Source organism: Enterobacter sp. FB (assembly GCF_000805795.1).
In the GTDB taxonomy this organism is placed as follows: domain Bacteria; phylum Pseudomonadota; class Gammaproteobacteria; order Enterobacterales; family Enterobacteriaceae; genus Enterobacter; species Enterobacter roggenkampii.
Genome location: NZ_JSZC01000013.1, coordinates 389253 through 415611 on the forward strand (window position 1 = coordinate 389253; position 26359 = coordinate 415611).

General features: G+C 55.6%; 25 protein-coding genes. 2 read left to right on the forward strand and 23 right to left on the reverse strand.

Features of this window, described 5'->3' with window-relative positions; genetic code table 11:
• Positions 1–124: 124 nt before the first annotated feature.
• The 13 genes from PI91_RS08700 to leuS form a co-directional block, all read right to left on the reverse strand.
• Positions 125–1078: a YbeF family transcriptional regulator gene (locus PI91_RS08700; protein WP_039265955.1), complete on the reverse strand. Its 954-nt coding sequence runs from the start codon at positions 1076–1078 to the stop codon at positions 125–127.
• Positions 1079–1369: 291 nt separating this feature from the next.
• Positions 1370–2011, reverse strand: a complete 642-nt coding sequence (gene lipB / locus PI91_RS08705) for a lipoyl(octanoyl) transferase LipB (protein ID WP_008501034.1) — start codon at positions 2009–2011, stop codon at positions 1370–1372.
• 94 nt (positions 2012–2105) lie between these two features.
• Positions 2106–2369: a DUF493 family protein YbeD gene (gene ybeD, locus PI91_RS08710; RefSeq protein ID WP_003858718.1), complete on the reverse strand. Its 264-nt coding sequence runs from the start codon at positions 2367–2369 to the stop codon at positions 2106–2108.
• Positions 2370–2475: 106 nt separating this feature from the next.
• A complete protein-coding gene (gene dacA / locus PI91_RS08715; protein WP_008501035.1) occupies positions 2476–3687 on the reverse strand; it encodes a D-alanyl-D-alanine carboxypeptidase DacA in 1212 nt (403 codons plus the stop codon).
• Positions 3688–3826: 139 nt separating this feature from the next.
• Positions 3827–4939, reverse strand: coding sequence for an endolytic peptidoglycan transglycosylase RlpA (gene rlpA, locus PI91_RS08720; protein ID WP_039265956.1), 1113 nt, complete (start codon positions 4937–4939; stop codon positions 3827–3829).
• 16 nt (positions 4940–4955) lie between these two features.
• A complete protein-coding gene (gene mrdB, locus PI91_RS08725; RefSeq protein ID WP_008501037.1) occupies positions 4956–6068 on the reverse strand; it encodes a peptidoglycan glycosyltransferase MrdB in 1113 nt (370 codons plus the stop codon).
• 2 nt (positions 6069–6070) lie between these two features.
• The gene (gene mrdA / locus PI91_RS08730; protein ID WP_023293034.1) at positions 6071–7972 is read right to left on the reverse strand and encodes a peptidoglycan DD-transpeptidase MrdA; all 1902 of its coding nucleotides are present in this window, start codon (positions 7970–7972) and stop codon (positions 6071–6073) included.
• Between the two features lie 28 nt (positions 7973–8000).
• The gene (gene rlmH / locus PI91_RS08735; protein WP_003858701.1) at positions 8001–8468 is read right to left on the reverse strand and encodes a 23S rRNA (pseudouridine(1915)-N(3))-methyltransferase RlmH; all 468 of its coding nucleotides are present in this window, start codon (positions 8466–8468) and stop codon (positions 8001–8003) included.
• 3 nt (positions 8469–8471) lie between these two features.
• Positions 8472–8789, reverse strand: coding sequence for a ribosome silencing factor (gene rsfS, locus PI91_RS08740; RefSeq protein ID WP_003858696.1), 318 nt, complete (start codon positions 8787–8789; stop codon positions 8472–8474).
• Positions 8790–9058: 269 nt separating this feature from the next.
• Positions 9059–9724 carry a nicotinate-nucleotide adenylyltransferase gene (gene nadD, locus PI91_RS08745; RefSeq protein WP_032637604.1) on the reverse strand — a complete coding sequence of 222 codons (666 nt, stop codon included), beginning with the start codon at positions 9722–9724 and terminating at the stop codon, positions 9059–9061.
• Positions 9717–10748, reverse strand: a complete 1032-nt coding sequence (gene holA / locus PI91_RS08750) for a DNA polymerase III subunit delta (protein ID WP_023617131.1) — start codon at positions 10746–10748, stop codon at positions 9717–9719. The genes nadD and holA overlap by 8 nt, the downstream gene beginning before the upstream one ends.
• Positions 10748–11317, reverse strand: coding sequence for an LPS assembly lipoprotein LptE (gene lptE / locus PI91_RS08755; protein WP_008501042.1), 570 nt, complete (start codon positions 11315–11317; stop codon positions 10748–10750). The genes holA and lptE overlap by 1 nt, the downstream gene beginning before the upstream one ends.
• Before the next feature lie 14 nt (positions 11318–11331).
• Complete coding sequence (leuS, locus tag PI91_RS08760) at positions 11332–13914, reverse strand: leucine--tRNA ligase (RefSeq protein ID WP_039265957.1); 2583 nt, start codon at positions 13912–13914, stop codon at positions 11332–11334.
• A gap of 214 nt (positions 13915–14128) precedes the next feature.
• Here leuS and PI91_RS08765 point away from each other — a divergent pair, with 214 nt between their 5' ends.
• Positions 14129–14611 (forward strand): zinc ribbon-containing protein, encoded by a 483-nt coding sequence (locus tag PI91_RS08765; RefSeq protein WP_039266889.1) that lies wholly within the window; start codon positions 14129–14131, stop codon positions 14609–14611.
• A gap of 64 nt (positions 14612–14675) precedes the next feature.
• Here PI91_RS08765 and rihA read toward each other — a convergent pair whose 3' ends face one another.
• The 10 genes from rihA to miaB form a co-directional block, all read right to left on the reverse strand.
• A complete protein-coding gene (rihA, locus tag PI91_RS08770; protein ID WP_039265958.1) occupies positions 14676–15614 on the reverse strand; it encodes a pyrimidine-specific ribonucleoside hydrolase RihA in 939 nt (312 codons plus the stop codon).
• Between the two features lie 120 nt (positions 15615–15734).
• Positions 15735–16460, reverse strand: a complete 726-nt coding sequence (locus tag PI91_RS08775; protein WP_014883001.1) for an amino acid ABC transporter ATP-binding protein — start codon at positions 16458–16460, stop codon at positions 15735–15737.
• A complete protein-coding gene (gltK, locus tag PI91_RS08780; RefSeq protein WP_008501047.1) occupies positions 16457–17134 on the reverse strand; it encodes a glutamate/aspartate ABC transporter permease GltK in 678 nt (225 codons plus the stop codon). Before gltK ends, PI91_RS08775 begins: the two co-directional genes overlap by 4 nt.
• On the reverse strand, positions 17134–17874 hold the full coding sequence (gene gltJ / locus PI91_RS08785; RefSeq protein WP_008501048.1) for a glutamate/aspartate ABC transporter permease GltJ: 741 nt from the start codon (positions 17872–17874) through the stop codon (positions 17134–17136). Before gltJ ends, gltK begins: the two co-directional genes overlap by 1 nt.
• Positions 17875–18029: 155 nt before the next feature.
• Entirely contained in the window at positions 18030–18935 is a 906-nt protein-coding gene (locus PI91_RS08790) for an amino acid ABC transporter substrate-binding protein (protein ID WP_008501049.1), read from the reverse strand.
• 400 nt (positions 18936–19335) lie between these two features.
• Positions 19336–20874, reverse strand: coding sequence for an apolipoprotein N-acyltransferase (gene lnt / locus PI91_RS08795; RefSeq protein ID WP_039265959.1), 1539 nt, complete (start codon positions 20872–20874; stop codon positions 19336–19338).
• 5 nt (positions 20875–20879) lie between these two features.
• Entirely contained in the window at positions 20880–21758 is an 879-nt protein-coding gene (corC, locus tag PI91_RS08800) for a CNNM family magnesium/cobalt transport protein CorC (RefSeq protein WP_021242574.1), read from the reverse strand.
• An 89-nt stretch (positions 21759–21847) separates the two neighbouring features.
• Positions 21848–22315: an rRNA maturation RNase YbeY gene (gene ybeY / locus PI91_RS08805; RefSeq protein ID WP_008501052.1), complete on the reverse strand. Its 468-nt coding sequence runs from the start codon at positions 22313–22315 to the stop codon at positions 21848–21850.
• Entirely contained in the window at positions 22312–23358 is a 1047-nt protein-coding gene (locus PI91_RS08810; protein ID WP_008501053.1) for a PhoH family protein, read from the reverse strand. Before PI91_RS08810 ends, ybeY begins: the two co-directional genes overlap by 4 nt.
• A gap of 163 nt (positions 23359–23521) precedes the next feature.
• Positions 23522–24946, reverse strand: a complete 1425-nt coding sequence (gene miaB / locus PI91_RS08815) for a tRNA (N6-isopentenyl adenosine(37)-C2)-methylthiotransferase MiaB (protein WP_021242573.1) — start codon at positions 24944–24946, stop codon at positions 23522–23524.
• 135 nt (positions 24947–25081) lie between these two features.
• On the opposite strand from miaB, the gene ubiF reads away from it, so the two are divergent.
• On the forward strand, positions 25082–26257 hold the full coding sequence (gene ubiF / locus PI91_RS08820) for a 3-demethoxyubiquinol 3-hydroxylase (RefSeq protein ID WP_039265960.1): 1176 nt from the start codon (positions 25082–25084) through the stop codon (positions 26255–26257).
• Positions 26258–26359 lie beyond the last annotated feature (102 nt).

Consider the following 26359-nt stretch of genomic DNA (forward strand, 5'->3'; position numbering starts at 1 on the left):
ACGACAGGCAGTATATCATTGAAACGGTCGTTAAAGCAGCCTGCCAGATCGCCAATTTGTAAAATAGTTGTTGTTTTGTGCCTTTTGCCCTGCCTGCCGCAGGGGCTTATGCTGGCTCAACCTGTCAGAAGGCCTGACGGATAATGCGGATTACGTTTTCCAGAACCGGATCGCGCAAGCTCAGCTTGTTGTAATGCAGTGAAATTTCAACAGATTCCCCATTAAGCTGGCTGAGGGGGATACTGTCCAGCGGCCAGCATTTCCGGAGCAGGCTGTACAGGCGCGATGGCATGATGCACAGCATATCGCTGCTGCCTATCAGGGATGCGGTGGTGAACATATTGTAACTGCTGAAGCTGATCTGACGTTCCGGGAAAATTTCATCAATACGCTGACGAAGGCCATGGTTGGACTGCCCTTCGGTCATGAAAGACGAGTGGTCGTAGTTGCGCAGGTTTTCGATGGTCAGCGGCTCGCTGAGGGCAGGATGCTGCTGACGGCAAACCAGTACCAGGTTATCCGCATAGAGCACATTTTGCCCCAGCGCTCTGGCACTGAAGCTGCCGCTTTCAATAATCAGGTCCGTCTGGAACTGGGCAAGCTGAACGTCAGGCTCATGGAGAGGCACATTGCGAAGCAGGAGCTGCGGAGCATGCTCTTTTACGGCCTGGAAGATCGCTGGCATCACCAGCACACCCACAGAAGGAGAACAGCCGATGGTGATAGTTCTCTGCTTATCGTAGCTCCCGGTTAAATCCAGCGCGCCCAGAATCGACTCCAGCCCCTGGCTGATGTACTCATGAAGATGTGTGGCGTAGGCCGTCGGCGTTACCCCCTGGCCCTTACGAATAAATAACGGGTCAGGAAATATAGCGCGTAGCTTTTGGATGGACTGGCTTATTGCAGATGGCGTGAGATTAAGAATTTTCGCAGCGTTAACGATACCCTTATGGACATATACTGCCTCAAAAATAGTCAGTAAATTGAGATCAATATTACGTAAAGTCCGAAAAATTTGCGGCTTGTCTTCGCCACCAGGTTCATTCAGTCGTTTGGCTGGTAAATTATTATACTCCACGCTTTCACTCCGTATACATTCACAATATGAATGATAGTTGAATTTATTTATTATGCTTGTAGAGATTCGTAAAGTGTTGGTTTTGTTTCATTTGTTTATCAAAAGCAAACACTTGTGTGATAATTGCTCACGTTGCTTATGCCGTGTTTGCCGTGCATGCTGGAGGCTAAATAATATGTAGCGGTAATATTCGGGCGCTTCGAAAATATAGAATCTATGGATTATTGTAAAGTGCAAAAACGGTAAATAGACAGTGGCCCGTCAAATTAGCGAGCCCTGTTGTACGATATATTAAGCAGGGATATATTCGTGCGGGGGATTGTTAAGTAGTGCTAACACGTTCTTCAAAAGCACGGGACGAATCGTGTCTGGCGTAGCGGTTTCTACCCACTGGCGCATTTGCGTCATTTCCATGCCGGCGTAGCCGCAGGGGTTTATGCGCTGGAAAGGCGCGAGATCCATATTAATATTCAAGGCCAGGCCATGGAATGAGCAGCCTTTACGAATACGCAACCCCAGAGAACAGATCTTCATTTCCCCAACGTAGACCCCAGGCGCATCGGCCCGCGGATGCGCGTCAATCCCGTATTCCGCCAGCGTATTGACGACTGTCTGTTCCAGTAAGGTAACCAGTTCACGCACGCCGAGCTTTCTGCGCTTCAGATTGAGCAGGACGTACATCACCTGCTGCCCGGGACCATGGTACGTGACCTGACCGCCGCGATCGCTCTGGATAACCGGAATATCGCCCGTCATTAATAAATGTTCTGCTTTTCCCGCCTGACCCTGCGTAAAGACTGGCAGGTGTTCGACCAGCCAGATCTCATCGGGGGTAGTGTCATCGCGTGAATCGGTGAAGTCATGCATAGCCTGGGAGACAGGCTCGTAAGGTTGCAGCCCGAGGTGACGGACCAGAATTTTATCCTGATACAAAACTGCGTCTCCGAAGACGAGGGACAAAAGGTATGCGGGAGTATATCACAGCGGGGAGAGGGGTTACCCGGCAAACCGGGTAACCGCAAAGGGACTACAGCACCATACGAACGATTTCGATATTGCCGAGCTCTTCGTACAGCGTCTCAACCTGCTCAATGTGTGTCGCAGTGATGGTAATAGAAACCGAGTGGTAGTTGCCCTTGCTGCTTGGTTTTACTGACGGAGAGTAGTCACCCGGCGCATGGCGCTGTACCACTTCAACCACCTGATCAACCAGCTCAGGTTTCGCCAGACCCATTACTTTGTAGGTAAATGGGGTAGGGAATTCAAGCAGTTCGTTAAGTTTGGTTTTCATGTCAGCTCCGGCGTAACGTCAAAAAATAATAACTCCCACGTCAGGTGGGAGTTATCAGGATACTTAGTATATGGGGATCAAAATCACACTTTCAAGTGTTCGATTTTTAACCAAACCAGTGGTGGAACATCAATTTAATATAATCAATGATTTTGCCGAAGAAATTGCCTTCAGGAATTTCTTGCAGGACCACCAGCGGGCGCTGATCGATCGTTTTGCCATCCAGCTGGAAGTTGATCGTGCCCACAACCTGATTTTTCTGCAGCGGGGCGTGCAGCTCGGTGCTGTTCAGGACGTAGCTGGCTTTCAGATCCTTCATACGACCGCGCGGAATGGTCAGGTAGAGGTCTTTATCAACGCCGAGAGAAGCACGGTCGTTGTCGCCGAACCAGACGGGTTCAGACGCAAACTCTTTGCCTGCTTTCAGTGGATTCACGGTTTCGAAGAAACGGAAGCCCCAGGTCAGCAGCTTCTTGCTTTCTGTTTCACGGCCTTTAAAGGTGCGGCCACCCATCACGGCAGAGATCAGACGCATCTGGCCTTCAGTGGCGGAGGCGACCAGGTTGTAGCCCGCTTTGTCGGTGTGACCGGTTTTGATGCCGTCAACGTTCAGGCTGTTATCCCACAGCAGGCCGTTACGGTTGGTCTGACGAATACCGTTGAAGGTGAACTCTTTCTCTTTATAGATAGAGTACTCATTAGGGACATCGCGGATCAGCGCCTGACCAATCAACGCCATGTCACGTGCCGAGCTGTACTGACCGTCTGCGTCCAGGCCGTGTACGGTCTGGAAATGGCTGTTTTTCAGACCCAGCGCGTTCACGTAGCTGTTCATCAGGCCTACGAAGGCATCCTGACTACCGGCGGCGAAATCGGCCATCGCCACGCAGGCATCGTTACCCGACTGCAGGTTGATACCGCGAATCAGCTGGGAAACAGGAACCTGCATACCCGGTTTCAGGAACATCAGAGAGGAGCCCTTAAAGACCGGGTTCCCGGTTGCCCACGCATCGTTACCGATGGTGACCAGATCCGTTTCTTTGAATTTACCTGCCTTCATCGCCTGGCCGATAACGTAGCTGGTCATCATTTTGGTCAGGCTGGCCGGGTCACGGCGGGCATCGGCATTCTGTTCTGCCAGCACTTTGCCAGAGTTGTAATCGATCAGGATGTAGGATTCCGCGTCGATTTGCGGAACGCCAGGGATCATGGTCTTGATATTCAGGTCATCGGCGTGAGCTGCAGAGAGCGCAGCCGCGCAAAGGGCCGTGGTCAGCGCCATGCGCTGCACAAAACGAGCAGAAAAAGTGGTCTTCATGGTCAGAACTACGACATCCGTGATGGAATTAAAAAAAGTGCCTTACTATAGCAAATGCTATTCAGGCAGGCATCCGACTTTAAGCATGAGTTTGTGAATGTGTTTTACACAAACTGACAATTCGGATACCGCCGGTTAATTATTTCGCAACAGCGATAAATGACTGAAGCTGAGCTTCATTCTGCAGACGCTGCTGCAGGGAGGCTGCCTGCGATTTGCTGGCAAACGGCCCCATCTGAATGCGCCAGACCGCACCGTTCTGCTCAACGCGTCCCGGTACGCCAAACTGCTGGCTCAGACGCTGCTGATACTGTTTAGCCCGGGCCTGATCGCTCACAGCACCGACCTGAACCACATAGCTGCCGCTGGCCGCTGTTGGAGCCGCCACCGCGGCACTTTGCGTGGCCGCGGGCGCCGTTACGGGAGCCGACTGGGTCGCTGGTGCAGCAACGGGAGCGGGGGCTGGGGTAGGTTCACTGCCTTCCAGCACGCCCGAGGCTAAGGTCGTCGGTGCGCCAAGAAAACCGCTGCTCTTTACCGGTGCGCCCGTTGAATCGTCGCTTTGCAGCGTGTCGTTGCTGATTGGGCGTATTTCTCCCCCCGGCTGAGCAGGCTCGGCCGGAGAAGAGACGCTGCCCATTCCCCCGTCAAGATTGGGGCGGTCGGGAAGGGCATAGGTCTGTTTCGCCACCGTCGTACACGCGGTACCCGGCCCGGAGAGGGAGCCATCCTGCGCCACGATAATTGGGTCAATACGGACTTTGGTGTTGTTCGAGGTATTCAGGCGATCGGCAGACGCGCGCGACAGGGAGATCACCCGGTCATTACCGTACGGGCCGCGGTCGTTGATACGCACGACGATCATGCGGCCGTTTGCCAGGTTGGTGATACGAGCATAGCTCGGGATCGGCAGCGTCGGATGTGCCGCCGTCAGCTGCATGGGGTCGAACGTCTCTCCGGAGGCCGTCAGGTTACTGCCAGGCTCGGCATCATAAATGGCGGCAAAGCCCGCCTGGCTGAAACGGGAAGGATCCTGAACAATTTTATAGCTTTTGCCGTCGCGCTCGTAATCCTGATTGGCACTGGCATTCAGCGGTTCATAAACGGGATCGGCACCGCTGATTTCTACGATCGGGCCATTACACACCGCAGGCTGCGGCGGCGCGACGGTTGCCTGTTGCTGACCATCATCACTAGTACAGGCCGCAAGTAAACTTGCCGCAATGCAGATCCCCAGCCACTGCTTACGCATTCCGATCCCCTTATTTTTATACGCTTTTTGACAACATTTTTCTGTGGGTATGGATCGACATCACGATACCAAACCCGGCCATCAACACGATCAGTGCCGAGCCTCCGTAACTCACCAGCGGCAGCGGTACGCCTACCACCGGCAGAATACCACTCACCATACCAATATTTACGAAGACATAAACGAATAAAATCAGCATCAACCCGCCAGCCATGACGCGACCAAAGGTCGTTTGCGCGCGTGCTGCAATCCACAATCCCCGCATGATCAGCAGAACGTATAGGGCCAGGAGTATTAAGATGCCCACCAGCCCCAGCTCTTCCGCCAGGACGGCAAAGATAAAGTCGGTGTGGCGTTCCGGTAAAAATTCCAGCTGCGACTGCGTGCCGTGCAGCCAGCCTTTACCGCGCAGGCCGCCGGAGCCAATCGCAATCTTGGACTGAATAATATGATAGCCCGCGCCCAGCGGATCGGTTTCCGGATCGAGCAGCATCATGACGCGCTGGCGCTGGTAATCGTGCATCAGGAAGAACCAGAGAATAGGGATGAACGCCGCAATCAGCACTACCGCGATACCAATCAGGCGCCAGCTCAGGCCCGACAGGAACAGGACAAACAGGCCGGAGAGGGCGATGAGGATAGAGGTACCCAGGTCAGGCTGTGCCGCAACCAGCAGCGTTGGCAGGAAAATCAGCACCAGCGCGATAGCGGTATTCTTCAGCGACGGCGGACAGACGTCGCGGTTGATGAAGCGTGCCACCATTAAGGGCACGGCGATTTTGGCAATTTCCGAGGGCTGAAAGCGGACAATGCCCAAATCCAGCCAGCGTTGCGCCCCTTTTGAAATGGCGCCAAACGCATCGACCGCAACCAGCAAAATAATACAGAAGATGTAGAGGTAGGGCGCCCAGCCTTCGTAGACGCGCGGCGGGATCTGCGCCATCACCACCATAATGATAAGGCCCATGGCGATCTGGCCGATTTTGCGCTCCATCATCCCGATGTCCTGGCCGCTGGCGCTCCAGATAACCAGCGCGCTGTAAACCAGCAGAGCCAGCAGGATCAGCAGCATGGCTGGGTCGATGTGGATTTTGTCCCACAGCGATTTTTTATTTGGATTATCCGTCATGATTATTGGTCCTCCGCCGCAGCGGCGGCCGGGTTTTCAGCCGGCAGTTCGGTGTTGTTATCACCCAGCATAATGTGGTCAAGGATCTGGCGCATGATGGTCCCTACTGCAGGCCCGGCACCGCCGTTCTCCAGAATCATCGCCACCGCGACCTGCGGGTTGTCATATGGGGCAAACGCCGTCATCAGCTTGTGGTCACGCAGACGTTCGGCAATGCGGTGCGCGTTATAGGTTTCGTTGGCTTTCAGGCCAAAGACCTGCGCAGTACCGGACTTCGCCGCCACTTTGTACGGCGTACCGGCGAAATACTTGTGTGCGGTACCGTTCGGGCGGTTTGCCACGCCGTACATACCGTCTTTCGCAATTTCCCAGAAGCCGGAATGAATGTCACCCACCGGCGCTTCGTGCGGCTGGTTCCACGGCACTTTTTTGCCGTCTTCAACCGTACTCTGCAGCAGGTGAGGCACTTTCACCACGCCGTCATTGATGAGGATCATCATGGCTTTGTTCATCTGAAGCGGCGTTGCCGTCCAGTAACCCTGACCGATACCCACCGGAATGGTGTCGCCCTGATACCACGGTTTTTTAAAGCGCTTCAGCTTCCATTCGCGCGTCGGCATGTTGCCGGAGCGTTCTTCCGCAAGGTCAACGCCGGTGTAGTGTCCGTAGCCGAATTTGCTCATCCACTCAGACAGGCGGTCGATCCCCATGTCATACGCCACCTGATAGAAGAAGGTATCCGCAGACTCCTCCAGCGATTTGGTGACGTTCAGATGACCGTGGCCCCATTTTTTCCAGTCGCGATAGCGCTTTTCTGAACCGGGCAGCTGCCACCAGCCCGGGTCAAACAGGCTGGTATTGCGGTTGATGACGCCAGCACTCAGTGCAGAGACCGCCACGTACGGTTTAACCGTGGATGCCGGCGGGTAAACCCCTTGCGTCGCGCGGTTCACCAGCGGCGTGTTGGGGTCATTCAGCAGACCGGAGTAGTCTTTACTGGAAATGCCGTCAACAAACAGGTTCGGGTCATAGCTTGGCATAGACACCATCGCCAGGATGCCGCCGGTGCGGGGATCGGTGACCACAACGGCTGCGCGGCTGCCCGCCAGCAGGGTTTCAATATACTGCTGTAGCTTAAGGTCGAGGGTCAGATAGACGTCATGCCCCGCCTGAGGCGGCACTTCTTTAAGCTGGCGAATCACGCGGCCACGGTTGTTAACCTCCACCTCTTCATAGCCGGTTTGCCCGTGCAGGACATCTTCGTAGTAGCGTTCAATACCGAGCTTACCGATGTCGTGCGTTGCGGCGTAGTTCGCCAGCTTGCCGTCTTTATCAAGGCGGTCGACGTCTTTGTCGTTAATCTTGGAGACGTAGCCAATCACATGCGTCAGCGCGGATCCGTAAGGGTAGTAGCGACGCTTGTACCCCTTTACTTCCACGCCGGGGAAACGGTACTGGTTTACCGCAAAGCGGGCCACCTGGACTTCCGTCAGGTTGGTTTTAACCGGGATGGAGGTGAATCGGTGTGAGCGGGCGCGCTCTTTTTTGAAGGCGGCGATATCGTCGTCGTTAAGGTCGACAACGCTTTTCAGCGCTTCCAGCGTATCCTGAACATTATCGACTTTTTCCGGCATCATCTCGATTTGATAGATGGTGCGGTTTAACGCCAGCGGGGTGCCGTTGCGATCGTAAATAATGCCGCGGCTGGGCGCGATAGGCACCAGCTTGATACGGTTTTCGTTGGAACGCGTCTGGTAGTCGGTAAAACGGACAATTTGCAGATTATAAAGGTTGGCGATCAGCACGCCGGTAAGCAGCAAAATCCCGGTGAAGGCGACCAGCGCCCGGCGCACAAACAGCGCGGACTCAGCCGTATAGTCGCGAAAAGAATTCTGTAGTTTCATCCGCTGCTTAATCTACCCTGGTCAGTCATTACTCGCGGTGATAGGGGTGGTTGGTAGTAATGCTCCACGCGCGATACAGGCTTTCTGCCACCAGTACCCGAACGAGCGGGTGGGGAAGCGTCAGCGCGGAGAGGGACCAACTTTGTTCTGCTGCCGCTTTGCAGGCAGGGGATAACCCTTCGGGTCCGCCAATCAACAGACTGACGTCTCGGCCATCCTGCTTCCAGCGCTCCAGTTCGTGCGCCAGCTGCGGCGTATCCCAGGGTTTTCCTGGAATATCGAGGGTGACGATGCGGTTTTTGCCAGCGGCAGCCAGCATCAGTTCGCCCTCTTTATCGAGAATACGTTTGATATCGGCGTTCTTGCCGCGCTTACCGGCGGGGATTTCCACCAGTTCGAACGGCATGTCTTTTGGAAAACGACGCAGATATTCAGTAAAACCGGTTTGTACCCAGTCCGGCATTTTGGTGCCGACGGCGACCAGCTGCAACTTCACGCATTAACCCCAGAGTTTTTCCAGCTCATACAGGCGACGGCTCTCTTCCTGCATGACGTGGACAATCACATCGCCGAGATCGACAACCACCCAGTCAGCCGTCGCTTCACCTTCAACGCCGAGCGGCAACAGCCCTGCAGCACGTGATTCCTGTACCACGTGATCGGCAATTGAAACAACATGACGTGTGGACGTACCGGTGCAGATGATCATGCAGTCGGTAATACTGGATTTACCCTTAACGTCGATAGCGATGATGTCCTGACCTTTCAGGTCATCAATTTTGTCAATAACAAAATCCTGGAGTGCTTTACCCTGCAAGTTTTCCCCCTGGGGTGAATGAGATTGTAAAACGTTGAATTCGTAGCCAGACAGTATACCTGAACTCATGCCTGTATCGGGACAAAAGTCTCCGGCCGGGCTTTTGAAGGCGGGTATCATCCCACCCTCTGCCTGAGATTGCATCGCCATTTTTGTAAAACAATTTCTGTAAAGCAATCATCGGCGGGAAAGTCTGGCAGCGGAGAATAACAGTATGGCTTACCCTGTCAAGGCAGGATAAACAATAAGCCGCTTTTTATGCCCTCCGGCTATTCATCTGCGCTTTTCTGATACAAACCATGCGTATGGATATAGGCCAGCACCGGTGCGGGGAGCAGATCGTCACACGCTAAACCCTGCTGTAAGCGCTCGCGAATGAGGGTTGCAGAGATATCGAACCACGGCGTTTCGGCCAGATAAATCTTCCCGGCAGGCTGAGTGTGAAGATCTTCAACATTGGCGGTGAGATGATCTTCCAGCCACTGCTGGTACTGCGCTTCGCGCATGGTCAGCGGATAGCCAGGACGGCGGCAGACGAGCAGGTGGCTGTTCTCCAGGATGGTTTCATATTTATGCCATGTGGGGAAGTTCAGCAGGGAGTCCTGTCCGATGATAAAAGCCAGCGGCTGGTCTGGCCCCTGTTCTGCGCGCCACTCCTGAAGCGTCTGCGAGGTCCAGGAGGGTGTGTCGCGACGCAGCTCACGCTCGTCAAGCCGGAAGAGCGGCTTATCTGCGATGGCCAGGGCAAGCATCTCTTTTCGCTGCTCGCTGGTCGCCTCAGGCTGTGGACGGTGGGGAGGGACATTATTCGGCATGATGGTGACGCGCTGAAGGCCGATCAGATTCGCCAGAATTTCAACCGGCTTCAGATGCCCGTAGTGTACCGGGTCGAAGGTGCCGCCATACAGGGCCTGTAAAGAGTGCATACTATCCATCAATAAAAACGTCTGCCAGCGCCTTGTGGCAGAGCAGCAGGGAAAGGCTTTCCAGCTCAGCCCAGACCGACTGGCCGTAATCTTGTTTTAACGTGAGTTCGGCGCGCATCAGAAGCTGTACCGCCTGGCGAAGCTGTTCATGACTCAGGCGGTTGACGGCCTCGGAAGTCAAAGCCCGGCGATTTTGCCACACCCGGTGTTTATCAAACAGCGAACGCAAAGGCGTATGGGCAGACTGACGCTTGAGCGTAATCAGCAGCAGCAGTTCGCGCTGCAGGGTTCGCAGCAGAATGACCGGTTCGCTGCCTTCGAGGCGCAGCTGCTGCAGAATATGCAGGGCGCGTTTACTTTTTGCCGACAGCAGCGCGTCCACCCAGTGGAACGGCGTGAAGTGCGCCGCGTCGTTAACGGCCTGCTCGACGCGCGGCAAGGTCAGCTTGCCGTCCGGCCAGAGCAGGGAGAGTCTGTCCAGCGCCTGCGCCAGGGCCAGCAGGTTACCTTCATAGCAGTAGCAGAGCAGCTGGTTCGCCGCATCATCCAGCTGAAGGTTGTGCTGCTTCGCTCTCGCGGCGACCCATTTAGGCAGATGCGCCTGCTCAGGCGTCTGACAGGTGACCAACACCGCGTGGGGCGCGAGTTGGGTAAACCATGCCGCGTTTTCCTGCGCTTTGGTCAGCTTGTTGCCACGCACAATCAGGATCAGATCGCTGTGTAAGAGGCTGACCAGCGTAGCGAGCTGCTCGTTCATCGCCGCGTTAGGCCCGTTTTCCGGCAGCAGGATCTGAATCGTCTGGCGCGATGCGAACAGGCTCATTGCCTGACAGAGCGAGAAGAGGGCGTTCCAGTCGGTATTGTTATCCAGCTGGACGGTGTGGTGTTCATCAAAGCCCTGCGCGGCGGCGGCATGCCGCACGGCATCCAGGCTTTCCTGAAGTAATAACGGATCGTTTCCAAGAAGCAGATACGCCGCGCGCAGCCCTTCATTGAGCTGCGCGCGGAGTTGTTCAGGATACAGCCTGATCATCATTTACCCAGAGAGTTAGCAGCAGGAAGCGTGCCATCAACCGGTTTATCAACAATGTCAGATCCTTGTTTGGTTGACGCTGCAATACTTGGCAGTTTACGGATCAGCTGTTCCGCCGCCTTGTCATACATTTCGTTGATGATAATCTGCTGTTCGGCATCTTTTGCCAGCGCCGTCTGCGGGTTATCGAAGAACGAACGGTACACTTTCGTGCTGATCGGATAGATATCTTTACCCGGGATCAGGACTGCCGCGTTGACCGTCAACACCATTTGATACTCTGCGGTACGGCCATCCTGGAAGATAGACGCAGTGTCTCTCGACAGACCACTTCCTGTCACACGCAGAGACGGTACATCCTGACGCAGCGTCTGTTTCTCAACAAGCTCAACGCCGTTCAGACGCAGCTGATTGCGAATTGCCCGGCTGAGTGGACCGTTCGGATCTCCGGAATCAAAGATCATGGTTTTCATCTGAGCAGGCACCGCCGTGGTATTGCGCAGGTGCCAGCCGCAGCCAGCGGTGACAAGCACCGCCAGAGATAAGAGTATTGTTGCCAGTTGTCGCACGTTTCCTCCCGCGCTTAGCCAACGACCAGATTCAGCAGTTTACCAGGTACGTAGATCACTTTACGTACGGTAACGCCCTCAAGATATTTAGCGACCAGTGGTTCCTGGCCCGCGCGCTCGCGAACCTGTTCTTCGGTTGCATCGACCGCCACGGTAATTTTACCGCGGACTTTACCGTTCACCTGGACCACGACCAGCGTGGTGTTTTCCACCATCGCGGCTTCGTCAGCCTGCGGCCACGGCGCGTTGTCGATATCGCCTTCGCCTTTCAGCTCCTGCCACAGGGTAAAGCTAACGTGCGGCGTGAACGGGTTCAGCATGCGAACGACGGCCAGCAGCGCTTCACGCATTAAGGCACGATCCTGCTCGCCGTCCTGCGGGGCTTTCGCCAGCTTGTTCATCAGTTCCATAATAGCCGCAATTGCGGTATTGAAGGTCTGACGACGACCAATATCATCGGTCACTTTCGCAATGGTTTTATGAACGTCACGACGCAGCGCCTGCTGATCTTCAGTCAGGGCAGCAGCGTTCAGCGCCGGGGCATCGCCCAATGAGGTGTGCTCGTAAACCAGCTTCCAGACGCGTTTCAGGAAGCGGTTTGCGCCTTCCACGCCAGACTCCTGCCATTCCAGCGTCATGTCTGCCGGAGAGGCAAACATCATGAACAGACGCACGGTATCCGCACCATAACGCTCAACCATCACCTGCGGGTCGATACCGTTGTTTTTCGACTTGGACATTTTGCTCATGCCGGTGTAGACCAGCTCGTGACCTTCAGCGTCTTTCGCCTTCACGATACGGCCCTTCTCGTCGCGCTCAACGATCGCGTCAACCGGAGATACCCAGTTACGCTCGCCGTTCGCCCCGACGTAATAGAAGGCATCCGCCAGCACCATGCCCTGGCACAGCAGCTGTTTTGCCGGTTCGTCAGAGTTCACCATGCCCGCATCGCGCATCAGCTTGTGGAAGAAGCGGAAGTAGAGCAGGTGCATGATGGCGTGTTCGATACCACCGATGTAGATATCTACCGGCAGCCAGTAGTTCGCTGCTTTGGAATCCAGCATGCCGTCCTGATACTGCGGACAGGTGTAGCGAGCATAGTACCAGGATGACTCCATAAAGGTGTCAAAGGTGTCGGTTTCGCGCAGCGCGGGCTGACCGTTGACGGTGGTTTTTGCCCACTCAGGATCGGCTTTGATCGGGCTGGTGATACCGTCCATGACCACGTCTTCCGGCAGGATCACCGGCAGCTGATCTTCCGGCGTTGGCATCACGGTGCCATCTTCCAGCGTCACCATTGGAATTGGCGCACCCCAGTAACGCTGACGGGAAACGCCCCAGTCGCGCAAACGGAAGTTAACTTTACGCTCGCCCACGCCAAGGGAGGCCAGCTTGTCGGCGATAGCGTTGAAGCCCTCTTCGAAGCTCAGACCGTTAAACTCGCCGGAGTTGAACAAGGTCCCTTTTTCGGTCAGCGCGTGTTCGGACAGGTCTGGTTCAGAACCGTCAGCCGTCAGAATAACAGGCTTGATGGTCAGGCCATATTTAGTGGCAAATTCATAGTCGCGCTGGTCGTGACCTGGAACAGCCATCACGGCGCCTGTGCCGTATTCCATCAGTACGAAGTTGGCGGCCCAGACAGGGATCGCTTCGCCCGTCAGCGGGTGAATGGCCCTAAAGCCGGTATCAACCCCTTTTTTCTCCATCGTTGCCATATCGGCTTCTGCCACTTTCGTGTTGCGGCACTCGTCGATGAAGGTAGCCAGTTCCGGATTGTTTTCTGCCGCTTTCTGCGCCAGCGGGTGACCTGCGGCCACGGCCAGGTAGGTCGCGCCCATGAAGGTGTCCGGACGGGTGGTGTAGACGGTCAGGGTCTGGTCGTAGTTCTCAACGTTGAAGGTAATTTCCACGCCTTCAGAACGGCCGATCCAGTTGCGCTGCATGGTCTTAACGGTATCTGGCCAGTGGTCCAGATTATCCAGATCGTTCAGCAGCTCATCAGCGTAAGCGGTGATTTTAATAAACCACTGCGGGATCTCTTTACGCTCTACTTTAGTATCACAGCGCCAGCAGCAGCCATCGATAACCTGTTCGTTCGCGAGAACGGTCTGGTCATTCGGGCACCAGTTAACGGCAGAGGTCTTCTTGTACACCAGGCCTTTTTTGTACAGCTCGGTGAAGAATTTCTGTTCCCAGCGGTAGTATTCCGGGGTACAGGTTGCCAGCTCGCGGCTCCAGTCATAGCCAAAGCCCAGCATTTTGAGCTGGTTTTTCATGTACGCGATGTTGTCGTACGTCCACGGTGCCGGCGCCGTATTGTTTTTGACCGCCGCGCCTTCCGCAGGCAGACCGAACGCATCCCAACCGATGGGTTGCAGAACGTTTTTGCCCAGCATGCGCTGGTAGCGCGCAATCACATCACCGATGGTGTAGTTACGCACGTGGCCCATGTGTAGTCGACCAGAAGGATAGGGAAGCATCGACAGGCAGTAATACTTCTCTTTGCTCTCGTCTTCGGTTACTTCAAAGGTGCGCTTCTCGTCCCAGTGTTGCTGGACTTTTGATTCTATCTCTTCCGGGCGGTATTGCTCTTGCATGGCAGCCAGTGGTCCTGTGTTCAATACAGCTACAAATGTAGCCAATGGATGTGGTAATTCAGATCCGCATAGCATAGCCCAAACGCCCGCGTCAAAACAGCCTTTCGCACAAATGCGCTTTGCAGGAATTTACCGGGTCTGTGCTTCACCTGACAAAGCGGCGCTGAAATAAGGTCTATTATTAGAAATAGTTACTTACCCGGGAGGCAAAATGATGAACAAGGTTGCTCAATTTTACCGCGAACTGGTGGCGACACTGACGGAACGGCTGCGTAACGGCGAGCGTGATATCGACACGCTGGTGGAGCAGGCGCGTGCCCGCGTGTCGCAAACGGGTGAGTTAACGCGAACCGAAGTGGAAGAGGTGACCCGCGCCGTGCGTCGCGATCTGGAAGAGTTCGCGCGCAGCTACCAGGAGAGTCAGGAGGAGGTCACGGACAGCGTTTTCATGCGGGTGATTAAAGAGAGCCTGTGGCAGGAGCTGGCCGATATCACCGATAAAACGCAGCTGGAGTGGCGTGAAGTCTTTCAGGATTTAAACCACCACGGTGTGTACCACAGCGGTGAAGTGGTCGGGCTGGGAAATCTGGTGTGCGAGAATTGCCACCATCATATTGCAGTGTATACGCCGGAGGTCCTGTCGCTGTGTCCGAAATGCGGCCACGATCAGTTCCAGCGTCGGCCGTTTGAACCCTAGGTAAAAGCGCAGGTTTGCGCCCTCTCCCCGTGGGAGAGGGCCGGGGTGAGGGCATCAGGCCGCACTACGCACTATAGTAAGCCAGTCTCTCCGCCAGCAAATCCACAAACGCCTCACGGTCAATATCCACCATCACCGTGGTATTCGGTTTATTCTCTGTCAGCGAGTAGTAGTCCACCACCGTCATCCCCTGGGTGTATTTCCCCTGCGTTTCGACGCCAACCCACCTGTGGACTGTGGTAAAAATCTCCGGTTTTAACAGCCAGGCAATGGTGCACGGATCGTGCAGCGGCGCGCCGTGGAATCCCCATTTCTCGGCTTTGTGATACTCCATAAAGAAGTCGAGCAGCTCAGCCACGGTTGTCGCGACCGGATTGCCAACGGAGCGGAAGCGCTCGATGTCGTCTGCCATAATCTGCGCGCGATGCGTCACGTCCAGCCCTGCCATCACAACTGGCAGGCCCGACTGGAAGACGATTTCCGCTGCTTCCGGGTCGACAAAAATGTTGAACTCTGCGGAAGGCGTCCAGTTTCCCAGGCCCATAGCCCCGCCCATGATGACGATACGAGCGATTTTGCTGTGCAGTTCAGGATGGCTGCTCAGCAGCAGCGCGACGTTGGTTTGCGGTCCCGTTGCCACCAGGGTGACGGGTTCCGCGCTCTCGCGCAGCACCTTTGCCATCAGCTCCACGGCGGTGCAGCTTTGCGGCGTGAAGCCAGGTTCCGGCAGCGCCGGACCGTCCAGCCCGCTTTCGCCATGCACGTTATCCGCAATAATTAATTCACGCATCAGGGGCTTGAGGGCGCCGCCGGCGACAGGAATATCCGTGCGCTTGAGCAGCGTCAGCATGCGCAAAACGTTACGCAGGGTTTTATCCGGCGTCTGGTTTCCGGCAGAAGAGGTGACGGCTTTGACGTCGAGCTCGGGGGAGGCAAGTGCAAGGACCAGCGCGATCGCGTCATCATGACCCGGGTCGCAATCGAAAATTATAGGTTGTGCCATAGCGTTCTCCATTCATAGCGTTATTTTGTGACAAGGTTAACGCTGCAATGGGGCACCGACGAGAAGAAGTGAGCGAAAGCGTGAGGCAGTGCGCAATCCGCAGATTGCGCACTGAGAAGGTTAGTGCAGGATTTTCGCGAGGAAATCTTTCGCACGTTCCGATTTCGGGTTGGCGAAGAACTCCTCTTTCGGGGAATCTTCAACAATTTTCCCTTCGTCCATGAAGATCACGCGGTTGGCCACCTTGCGGGCGAAGCCCATTTCGTGGGTCACCACCATCATGGTCATCCCTTCATGCGCCAGTTCGACCATTACGTCCAGCACTTCGTTGATCATCTCCGGATCGAGCGCCGACGTGGGCTCGTCAAACAGCATCGCCACGGGATCCATGCACAGCGCACGGGCGATCGCCACACGCTGCTGCTGGCCGCCGGAAAGCTGTGCCGGGAACTTATCGGCATGCGCAGAGAGGCCAACGCGTTCCAGCAGTTTCAGGCCTTTCTCGCGCGACGCTTTTTTATCACGCTTGAGCACTTTCACCTGGGCCAGGGTCAGGTTCTCAATAATGGAGAGGTGAGGGAACAGCTCAAAATGCTGGAACACCATGCCAACGTGAGAGCGAAGCTGAGCAAGATTGGTTTTCTTGTCGTTGACTTTGGTGCCGTTGACGACGATCTCACCCTGCTGGACCGGCTCCAGTCCGTTAACGGTTTTGATCAGCGTCGATTTACCGGAACCGGACGGCCCGCACACCACTACCACGTCGCCTTTTTTTACTTCGGTGGAGCAGTCGGTCAGCACCTGAAAGTGCCCATACCATTTAGAAACATTTTTCAGGGAAATCATTGTACCGTCCTTTTCTTCAGCCAGCTGACCAACAGCGACGCGCTTAAACTAATCACAAAATAGACCGCTCCCGCAAAGAGCACCATCTCAACCTGCGTACCGTCACGCTCACCGATGGTGGACGCGGTACGGAAGAAGTCTGCCAGGCTCAGCACGTAGACCAGGGACGTATCCTGGAACAGCACAATTCCCTGGGTCAGCAGGAGCGGAACCATGGCGCGAAACGCCTGCGGCAGAATAATGAGCTGCATGGACTGCCAGTGCGTCATCCCCAGCGCCAGCGCGGCGCTGGATTGCCCGCGGGAGATACTCTGAATGCCCGCACGGATAATCTCCGAGTAGTAAGCGGCCTCAAACATCGAGAACGCCACCATCGCCGAGATCAGACGGATGTCGGTTTTCGGCGACAGACCCAGCACGTTTTGCAGAAAGCCGGGCACGATCAGGTAAAACCACAGCAGCACCATTACCAGCGGGATGGAGCGGAACACGTTAACGTAGGCGGTCGCAAACCAGGCGAGCGGCTTAAAGCTCGACAGGCGCATGACGGCCAGCAGGGTGCCCCAGACAATACCGACGATGATGGCAATGACGGTGATTTTTAAGGTAATCATCAATCCATCAAGCAGGTAAGGCATGGATGGAACGATAGAACTCCAGTCAAATTCGTACATTATTTGCCCCCCATGTTGCCCGGCAGGCGAATTTTGCGTTCAACCAGGTTCATCACTAGCATGATGAAAGCGTTAATCAGAACGTAGGCGAGCGTGATCGCGGTGAAGGATTCCCACGCGTGAGCGGAGTAATCCAGCAGCTTGCCCGCCTGCGCGGCCATATCGACCAGACCGATGGTCGAGGCGATGGCCGAGTTTTTCACCAGGTTCATCATCTCGGAGGTCATCGGCGGAACGATGACGCGGTAGGCGTTAGGCAGCAGCACGTAGCGGTAGGTCTGTGGCAGGGTTAACCCCATCGCCAGACCCGCATTTTTTTGTCCACGGGGTAATGACTGAATGGCGGCACGCACCTGCTCGCAAACGCGCGCAGCGGTAAACAGCCCCAGACACATCATGGAGGAGACAAAGAACTGCACATTCGGATCCAGTTCCGACTTGAACCACATGCCAATATTTTCCGGCAGCAGTTCCGGGATAACCAGATACCAGGTAAAGAATTGCACGATCAGCGGAACGTTACGGAACAGTTCCACGTACAGGGTGCCGAGTGTTGAAAGAAAACGGTTAGGGACGGTGCGCAGAATACCGAACAGAGAACCGACAAGAAACGCGATGATCCACGCCGTTATCGATAATGCCACGGTGACCTGAAAGCCGCTCCACAGCCAGCCAAGATAGGTGGTGTTGCCGAACGGGGCTTGTTGCAGGAATATGCCCCAGTTCCAGTCGATTGACATAATAAACTCCAGAAAAAAAAGGGTAGCAGCGCTACCCTCGAAGATTGGTGAGAAGCTCATTTTTCGCGCTGAGTGGGGAACGACCACTCAACGTATAGTCTGTCCATGCTTCCCGACAATCGAGAGGGCAGGAGATCCCGCCCCTGTTGTTCTAATTAGTTAAGAGCCTTGTCATTTGGAGATTTGAACAGCGCTTTCATGTCGTCTGACAGTTCAAAATTCATGTTCAGGTTTTTTGGTGGAATCGGGTTCTTGAACCATTTGTCGAACCATTTTTCCGCTTCGCCTGAGGTCTGCACCTGGGCGATGGTGTCATCGATCAGCTTTTTGAACTGCGGATCGTCTTTACGCAGCATACAGCCGTAGGCTTCTTTGGACTGCGCGGTACCGACGATATCCCAGTTGTCTGGTTTCTTCGCTTTCGCACGCTCGCCTGCCAGCAGGGCGTCGTCCATCATAAACGCGACGGCACGACCGCTTTCCAGGGTACGGAAGGAGTCGCCATGGTCTTTCGCGCTGATGATGCGCATATCCATTTTCTTCTCGTCGTTCAGCTTGTGCAGCAGCACTTCAGACGTGGTCCCGGAGGTGACAACGACCGCTTTCCCTTTCAGGTCAGCGAAGTCTTTGATCTCACCACCTTTCTTCGTCAGCAGGCGGGTGCCCACAACAAAGATGGTGTCAGAGAAGGCAGCCTGCTTCTGACGCTCGAGGTTGTTGGTGGTGGAGCCACACTCGAAGTCAAAGGTGCCGTTTTGCAGCAGCGGAATACGGTTCTGTGAAGTGATGGGGATCAGCTTCACCTGCAGGTCAGGTTTGTTCAGCTTTTTCTTCACAGCTTCAACGATGGCGTTGGAGTAATCCTGTGAATAGCCCACGACTTTTTGCGTGTTGTCGTAGTAAGAGAACGGGACAGAAGATTCACGGTGGCCGACCACGATAACGCCGTTTTTGGCAATCTTGTCGAGAGTGCTGCCTGCTGCCGGAGCGTCTTCAGCGTGAACCACGCCTGCGGACATCCCCATAACCAGCATTGCTGTGGCCAGTTTACGTAATTGCATACCCAACTCCTTTTTTATCAGCGCCAGCGACGCATTGATACCCATTGTGATGTTGTTATATCTCGCGCAATGCGAGTGCAGTGTTATGCAAGCTTGTTAACATTTAGTCTGGCTTAATGTAAAGATTTTGCTGCGTTATTGTTTATTTTTGCGAAGCACGCCGCACCATTCAGAGGCAAATATCTCCCGTTGCACCGTTTCGGTGCTACCGATGATCTACGCTGGTGCGACAAAGTTGCACAGTAAGCCAAACTGCGTTCACCTGAATAAACAAAGCAATAGGCGTGCCAGAATTGAAGTCTGGAGAGAATTGCCGGGTGGCGCTAACGCTTACCCGACCTACAAAAGCGAAACAGTAGGCCGGGTAAGCGTTAGCGCCACCCGGCAGGAAGAGGAGGGATTATCGACGACGCTGGCGCAGGCTCATCAGCACCGCGCCAAAGCCGAACAGCGCGGTCAGGATCCACAGCGGCCAGTTGCCGGTGCGGGCGTACGGCGTCAGCCCGGTGGTAGGAGTGACGTTGGTGGTCAGCACTTCTCGGGTGAACTGTGGGATCATGGCCTGGATTTCACCCTGCGGACCAATCACGGCGGTGATGCCGTTGTTGGTGCTGCGCAGCAGGGGACGGGCCAGCTCTAGGGAGCGCATGCGTGCCATCTGGAAGTGCTGCCACGGGCCGATTGATTTACCAAACCAGGCATCGTTAGAGATGGTCAGCAAATAGTCCGTATCCGGGCGGAAGTTATCGCGCACCTGCTCGCCTAAGATAATTTCGTAGCAGATGGCCGCCGTCAGGGCTGCGCCGTGCGCGTGCAGCTGAGGCTGAACGTACGGTCCGCGGCTGAAGGAGGACATCGGGAGATCGAAGAACGGGGCCAGCGGGCGAAGAATTGACTCCAGCGGCACAAATTCACCAAACGGCACCAGGTGGTTCTTGTTGTACCGATCGGTGGAGTGGTAGCTGTATTCGCTGTCTTTGCCGAGCGTAATGATGGTGTTGTAGGTGTCGTAGCGGTTCTGCTGATTCAGACGCGCATCGACAATCCCGGTGATCAGCGTACTGCCACGCGAGAGCAGCAGGTCGTTCATCATGTTGAGGAACGGCTGCTGGTTGATCTCAAGATCGGGAATAGCAGACTCCGGCCAGATAATCAGCTGCGATTTACCCATCACCTCTTCGGTGGCGTTGGCGTAGATCTTCAGCGTATTCAGCAGCTCTTTCTCGTCCCACTTCATCGACTGCGGGATATTCCCCTGCACCATGGAGACCTGCATGGCGCGCGCGGGCTCCGGCGTGAACCACTGGATATAGCGCAGCGGGAAGGGCAGGGCGAACAGCACCAGCGCCACAGCCAGCGGTTTCCAGCATCGTGAAACCAGCGCTAATACCAGCAGGCCGCTAACGACCATCAGCAGGAAGTTAATGGCCTCAACGCCCATGACCGGCGCCAGGCCTTTCAGCGGGCCGTCAATCTGACTGTAGCCGAACTGCAGCCACGGGAAGCCGGTCAGCACCCAGCCGCGCAGGAATTCCGTGATCTGCCAGACCACCGGCGCGGCAATGGCAACGCGCAGCCAGGTGGCTTTGGGCCACAGGCGAGAAAGGATGCCGGCGAACAGACCGGTATAGAGCGAGAGATACGCGGCGAGCAGTACCACCAGGAAGACGTTTACCGGGCCCGGCATACCGCCAAACTGGGCGATGCTGACGTAGACCCAGTTAATCCCTGAGCCAAACAGCCCCAGTCCCCAGAAGTAGCCAATAGCGGCAGCCTGTACCGGACGACGGTTCAGGGTCAAACCCTGAAGCCCCATCAGGGAGAGAATGGCCGCAGGCCAGATGTCGTAAGGAGAAAAAGCCAGCGTACCGCTGGCTCCGAGTAACAGCGCCAGCAGCAAACGGACGCGCTGGCGTTCAAGCAATGGGGCAAATGCCATTTACATTAATCTTCCAGTTTTGGCACCGGTGAGTCGTCCGGCGTTCTGACGTGAACCTGTATAATACGTCGGCTGTCGGCCATGGCTACTTTGAACTGGTAACCGTCGATGTCAACGGTCTCTCCGCGCGCCGGGAGGTGGCCAAAGGCCTGCATCACCAGCCCGCCAATGGTATCGACCTCTTCATCGCTGAAGTGGGTCCCGAAGGCGTCGTTGAAGTCCTCAATGGAGGCCAGCGCCCGCACGGTCCAGGTGTGGCGGCTGAGCTGACGGAAGTCGATATCCTCTTCTTCGTCATACTCGTCTTCGATTTCGCCCACGATCAGCTCAAGGATATCCTCGATCGTGACCAGACCGGAGACGCCACCAAATTCATCAATAACAATCGCCATGTGGTAACGCTGAGAGCGAAACTCTTTCAGCATCCGATCCACACGTTTACTTTCCGGCACAACCACGGCCTGGCGTAACACTTTTTCCATGCTGAAGGCTTCGGCATCGCTGCGCATAAACGGCAGCAGATCTTTCGCCATCAAAATCCCTTCGATGTGATCTTTGTCTTCGCTGATGACCGGGAAACGCGAGTGGGCGGATTCGATGATGACATCGAGACACTCGTCCAGCGTCTGGTTACGTTTCAGGGTGATCATCTGCGAGCGGGGGATCATGATATCGCGAACGCGCTGGTCGGCGATGTCCATAACCCCTTCGAGCATTTCGCGCGTATCTTCGTCGATAAGGTCGTTTTGCCCGGAATCACGAATCAGCTCCAGCAGTTCATCACGGTTTTTCGGTTCGCCGTGGAAAAGCTGGTTCAGAATGAGGGAGAAAAATCCCTTTTTACTGGTTGTCGTGTCGCTACTGTGTGAATTGTCGTCGCTCATGGCGTTTGTTAAGGGTTCTCTTGTTAGTTCAATGTTTACCGCCACGCGATGTCCTTTCGTGGCGGCAGGGGAGTCAGTCCGGTGACTGACTATTCTTTCTCGGCAATGTACGGATCCTCATAGCCCAGAGCAAGCATTATCTCTGTCTCGAGGGACTCCATCTCTTCCGCTTCGTCGTCTTCAATATGATCGTAGCCGAGCAGATGCAGGCTGCCGTGTACCACCATGTGCGCCCAGTGGGCTTCAAGGGGTTTCTGCTGCTCTTTGGCTTCCTGTTCAACCACCTGACGGCAGATGATCAGATCGCCCAACAGCGGCATCTCGATGCCCGGCGGGGCTTCGAACGGGAAAGAGAGCACGTTGGTCGGCTTATCTTTCCCGCGATAGGTCAGGTTAAGCTCATGGCTTTCTGCTTCATCCACCAGGCGAATCGTGACTTCTGATTCTTCCTGAAACTGCGGGATAACGGCATCCAGCCATTTCTGAAACTGTGCCTCATCTGGCATGCCGGAATTGTCTTCACAGGCCAACTGTAAATCGAGGATCACCTGACTCATTTCTGTTCTTGCTCCTGCGCTTCGCGCTTACGTTCTGCGGCCAGTTCGGCCTTACGCTTCTGATCTGCCTCTTCCCAGGCTTCATAAGCGTTAACGATACGCGCGACCACCGGGTGGCGTACCACGTCTTCACTGTGGAAGAAGTTAAAGCTGATTTCATCGACCTCGGCTAGCACTTCGATGGCGTGGCGCAGGCCCGATTTGGTGCTGCGCGGCAGATCGATCTGCGTGACGTCGCCGGTAATCACCGCTTTCGAGTTAAAGCCAATACGCGTCAGGAACATTTTCATCTGTTCGATGGTGGTGTTCTGGCTCTCATCAAGAATGATGAACGCATCGTTCAGCGTACGGCCGCGCATGTAGGCGAGCGGGGCCACTTCGATCACGTTACGCTCAATGAGCTTCTCGACCTTCTCAAAGCCCAGCATTTCGAACAGCGCATCGTATAAAGGACGGAGATACGGGTCGACCTTCTGGCTCAGATCGCCAGGCAGGAAGCCCAGTTTTTCACCGGCTTCAACGGCAGGGCGGGTCAGCAGGATACGCCGGATTTCCTGACGCTCCAGCGCATCGACCGCCGCGGCAACGGCCAGATAGGTTTTACCCGTACCCGCCGGCCCCACGCCGAAGGTGATGTCGTGGTCGAGAATATTGGCGATATACTGCGCCTGGTTTGGCGTACGCGGCTTAATGACGCCACGCTTGGTCTTAATGTTGATTGCCTTGCCATAGTCCGGCACGCTCTCCGCGCTCTGCTCAAGCACGCGCGCCTCTTTAATGGCGAGGTGAATCTGCTCCGGTTCGATATCCTGAATTTCGCCGCGCATGGGGGAGGTGTCGACATACAGGCTACGCAGAATGTCCGCAGCGGCGTTGACGCAGATAGGGCGTCCGGTGAGTTTGAAATGATTATCGCGACGATTGATTTCGATACCCAGACGTCGCTCCAGTTGTTTGATGTTGTCATCAAACGGCCCGCACAGGCTCAGCAGGCGAGCGTTGTCTGCTGGCTCAAGGCTAATTTCACGCGTATCTATGTTCAAACTGTTCCTCTTTGATTGATTAACTGACCCGCTGCCACACGGCGCAATAAAACGGTCATTACCGAAATTATTCACGCCACAGAATAAAGGCGCAAGCGTTGCGGAAGATATTGGGGGCGATGAGAGGAAATACAAGGCCTGCCAAAGCGGCAGGCCTGAAGGATTATGGCTGGTAAATCCCAACGCCAGAATCGTTTTCTTTGCGGGTACGCGAGATCACGGATTCCGGTGACTCTGCGATACGCAGGCCCATTTCGTCTTCGGTGCGGACCACTTTCGCGCGCAGCGAGTTGGTCAGCACCTCGACAATCTCGACGTCCACAAACTTACCGATCATATCCGGGGTGCCTTCAAAGTTCACCACGCGGTTATTTTCCGTACGACCAGAGAGTTCCATAATGCTCTTGCGGGAAGTGCCTTCCACCAGAATGCGCTGTACGGTACCGAGCATGCGGCGGCTCCAGGCGTTAGCCTGCTGGTTGATGCGCTCCTGCAGAATATACAGGCGCTGCTTTTTCTCTTCTTCCGGTACATCGTCAACCATATCGGCCGCCGGTGTTCCTGGACGCGCAGAGAAGATGAAGCTGTAGCTGACGTCAAAGTTCACTTCGCCGATGAGCTTCATGGTGCGCTCGAAGTCTTCTGCGGTTTCGCCAGGGAAGCCGACGATAAAGTCGGAGCTAATCTGGATATCTGGACGTGCTTCACGCAGCTTGCGGATGGTGGATTTGTACTCCAGCACCGTATGGGGGCGGCCCATCAGGTTCAGCACGCGGTCAGAGCCACACTGAATCGGCAGGTGCAGGAAGCTCACCAGCTCTGGCGTATCGCGATAAACGTCAATGATGTCATCGGTAAATTCCATCGGATGGCTGGTGGTAAAGCGAATGCGGTCGATGCCGTCAATCGCGGCCACCAGACGCAGCAGCTCAGCAAAGCTGCCGGTCGTGCCGTCGTAGTTCTCACCGCGCCAGGCGTTAACATTCTGGCCCAGCAGGTTCACTTCGCGCACACCCTGCGCGGCAAGCTGCGCGATTTCAAACAGAATGTCATCTGCCGGGCGGCTGACCTCTTCACCACGGGTGTACGGCACCACGCAGTACGTGCAGTATTTGTTGCAGCCTTCCATGATGGAGACGAAGGCGGTCGGGCCATCGGCACGCGGCTCCGGCAGACGGTCAAATTTTTCGATTTCCGGGAAGCTGACGTCAACGACCGGGCTACGGTTGCCACGAACCTGATTGATCATCTCAGGCAGACGGTGCAGGGTCTGAGGGCCAAAGACGATGTCCACATACGGAGCTCTCTGGCGGATCAGCTTGCCTTCCTGCGACGCGACGCAGCCGCCCACGCCGATGATCAGGTCCGGATTTTTTCGTTTGAGAAGTTTCCAGCGGCCTAACACATGAAAGACTTTTTCCTGCGCTTTTTCACGAATTGAACAGGTGTTCAGCAGCAGCACATCGGCTTCTTTCGCATTTTCAGTCAGCTGGTATCCGTGGGTGGTATCCAGCAGATCGGCCATCTTGGATGAATCGTATTCGTTCATCTGACAGCCCCAGGTTTTTATATGGAGTTTTTTAGTCATCGACTTGCTCAGCTCAGGATTGCAAGCCGCGTATTGTAATGCTTTGGTGGGGTTGTGACCAGTATGAAGGTTATGTGTCTCAGGACCGCAAAAATCCGGTAAACTTAAGGGATTCTCCAATAAGGAAAATTGACCATGACACTCCAACACACCGAAGTTGCCGTTGTCGGCGGCGGTATGGTCGGCGGCGCGCTGGCGCTGGGGCTGGCACAGCAGGGATTTGAGGTAACGGTAATCGAACAGGCGGCTCCGCCAGCCTACGATCCCGCCAGCAAACCGGACGTGCGCATTTCTGCGATCAGCGCGGCATCCGTCGATCTGCTGCGCGGGCTGGGCGTCTGGGAGGCAGTGCAGGCGATGCGCGCGCACCCTTACAGCCGCCTCGAAACCTGGGAGTGGGAAAATGCCCACGTCGCGTTTGATGCCGCTGAGCTAAAGCTGCCGCGCCTGGGGTATATGGTGGAAAACAACGTGCTCCAGCGGGCGCTCTGGCAGGCGCTGGAGGCGCATCCGAAGGTGACGCTGCGCGTGCCTGCGTCGCTTAAGGCGCTGCATCCTCACGAGGGTGGCTATCTACTGACGCTCGACAACGGCAATGAGCTGGCCGTGAAGCTGGTCATCGGGGCGGACGGCGCTAACTCCCAGGTCAGACAGATGGCGGGGATCGGGGTTCATGCCTGGCAGTATGAACAGTCCTGTATGCTGATTACCGCCGAGTGCGAGAATGCGCCGGGCGAAAGCACCTGGCAGCACTTTACGCCGAACGGCCCGCATGCCTTTTTACCGCTGTTTGATAATTGGGCGTCGCTGGTGTGGTACGACAAACCGGCGCGCATTCGTCAGCTGCAGGGGATGAACATGGAACAGCTGCAGCGCGAGATCCTGCTGCACTTCCCGAGCCGTCTGGGGCACGTCACGCCGGTCGCCGCCGGGGCGTTCCCGCTCACGCGCCGTCATGCGTTGCAGTATGCCCGCGAAGGCTTAGCGCTGGTGGGGGATGCGGCACACACCATTCATCCGCTGGCCGGGCAGGGCGTGAACCTGGGGTATCGCGATGTCGATGCCTTACTGGATGTGCTGGGCAGCGCCCGCGGACACGCGGAAAACTGGGCCAGCCATCAGGTGCTGAAGCGTTATCAGACGCGGCGTATGGCGGATAACTTCCTCATGCAGTCGGGAATGGATCTGTTCTATGCCGGGTTTAGCAATGACGTAGCCCCGGTGCGTATTCTGCGTAACATAGGTCTGATGGCAGCGGAACGCGCCGGTGGCCTGAAGCGTCAGGCCCTTAAGTACGCTCTCGGCCTCTAAACTTTTTTCCCTCTCCCCGTGGGAGAGGGCCAGGGTTAGGGCATCAGGCCGCACAATTCTGTACAAAAACAAAAAAGCCCGCAGAGCGGGCTTTTTTGTTTT

Coding starts and splice junctions, on each gene's coding strand:
- nadD (WP_032637604.1), bottom strand. CDS start 9,724: ATGGATAGTATGCACTCTTTACAGGCCCTGTATGGCGGCACCTTCGAC.
- ubiF (WP_039265960.1), top strand. CDS start 25,082: ATGACACTCCAACACACCGAAGTTGCCGTTGTCGGCGGCGGTATGGTC.
- PI91_RS08790 (WP_008501049.1), bottom strand. CDS start 18,935: ATGCAATTACGTAAACTGGCCACAGCAATGCTGGTTATGGGGATGTCC.
- PI91_RS08775 (WP_014883001.1), bottom strand. CDS start 16,460: ATGATTTCCCTGAAAAATGTTTCTAAATGGTATGGGCACTTTCAGGTG.
- mrdB (WP_008501037.1), bottom strand. CDS start 6,068: ATGACGGATAATCCAAATAAAAAATCGCTGTGGGACAAAATCCACATC.
- PI91_RS08765 (WP_039266889.1), top strand. CDS start 14,129: ATGAACAAGGTTGCTCAATTTTACCGCGAACTGGTGGCGACACTGACG.
- holA (WP_023617131.1), bottom strand. CDS start 10,748: ATGATCAGGCTGTATCCTGAACAACTCCGCGCGCAGCTCAATGAAGGG.
- leuS (WP_039265957.1), bottom strand. CDS start 13,914: ATGCAAGAGCAATACCGCCCGGAAGAGATAGAATCAAAAGTCCAGCAA.
- ybeY (WP_008501052.1), bottom strand. CDS start 22,315: ATGAGTCAGGTGATCCTCGATTTACAGTTGGCCTGTGAAGACAATTCC.
- miaB (WP_021242573.1), bottom strand. CDS start 24,946: ATGACTAAAAAACTCCATATAAAAACCTGGGGCTGTCAGATGAACGAA.
- lnt (WP_039265959.1), bottom strand. CDS start 20,874: ATGGCATTTGCCCCATTGCTTGAACGCCAGCGCGTCCGTTTGCTGCTG.
- rihA (WP_039265958.1), bottom strand. CDS start 15,614: ATGGCACAACCTATAATTTTCGATTGCGACCCGGGTCATGATGACGCG.
- mrdA (WP_023293034.1), bottom strand. CDS start 7,972: ATGAAACTACAGAATTCTTTTCGCGACTATACGGCTGAGTCCGCGCTG.
- gltK (WP_008501047.1), bottom strand. CDS start 17,134: ATGTACGAATTTGACTGGAGTTCTATCGTTCCATCCATGCCTTACCTG.
- gltJ (WP_008501048.1), bottom strand. CDS start 17,874: ATGTCAATCGACTGGAACTGGGGCATATTCCTGCAACAAGCCCCGTTC.
- corC (WP_021242574.1), bottom strand. CDS start 21,758: ATGAGCGACGACAATTCACACAGTAGCGACACGACAACCAGTAAAAAG.
- rlpA (WP_039265956.1), bottom strand. CDS start 4,939: ATGCGTAAGCAGTGGCTGGGGATCTGCATTGCGGCAAGTTTACTTGCG.
- dacA (WP_008501035.1), bottom strand. CDS start 3,687: ATGAAGACCACTTTTTCTGCTCGTTTTGTGCAGCGCATGGCGCTGACC.
- ybeD (WP_003858718.1), bottom strand. CDS start 2,369: ATGAAAACCAAACTTAACGAACTGCTTGAATTCCCTACCCCATTTACC.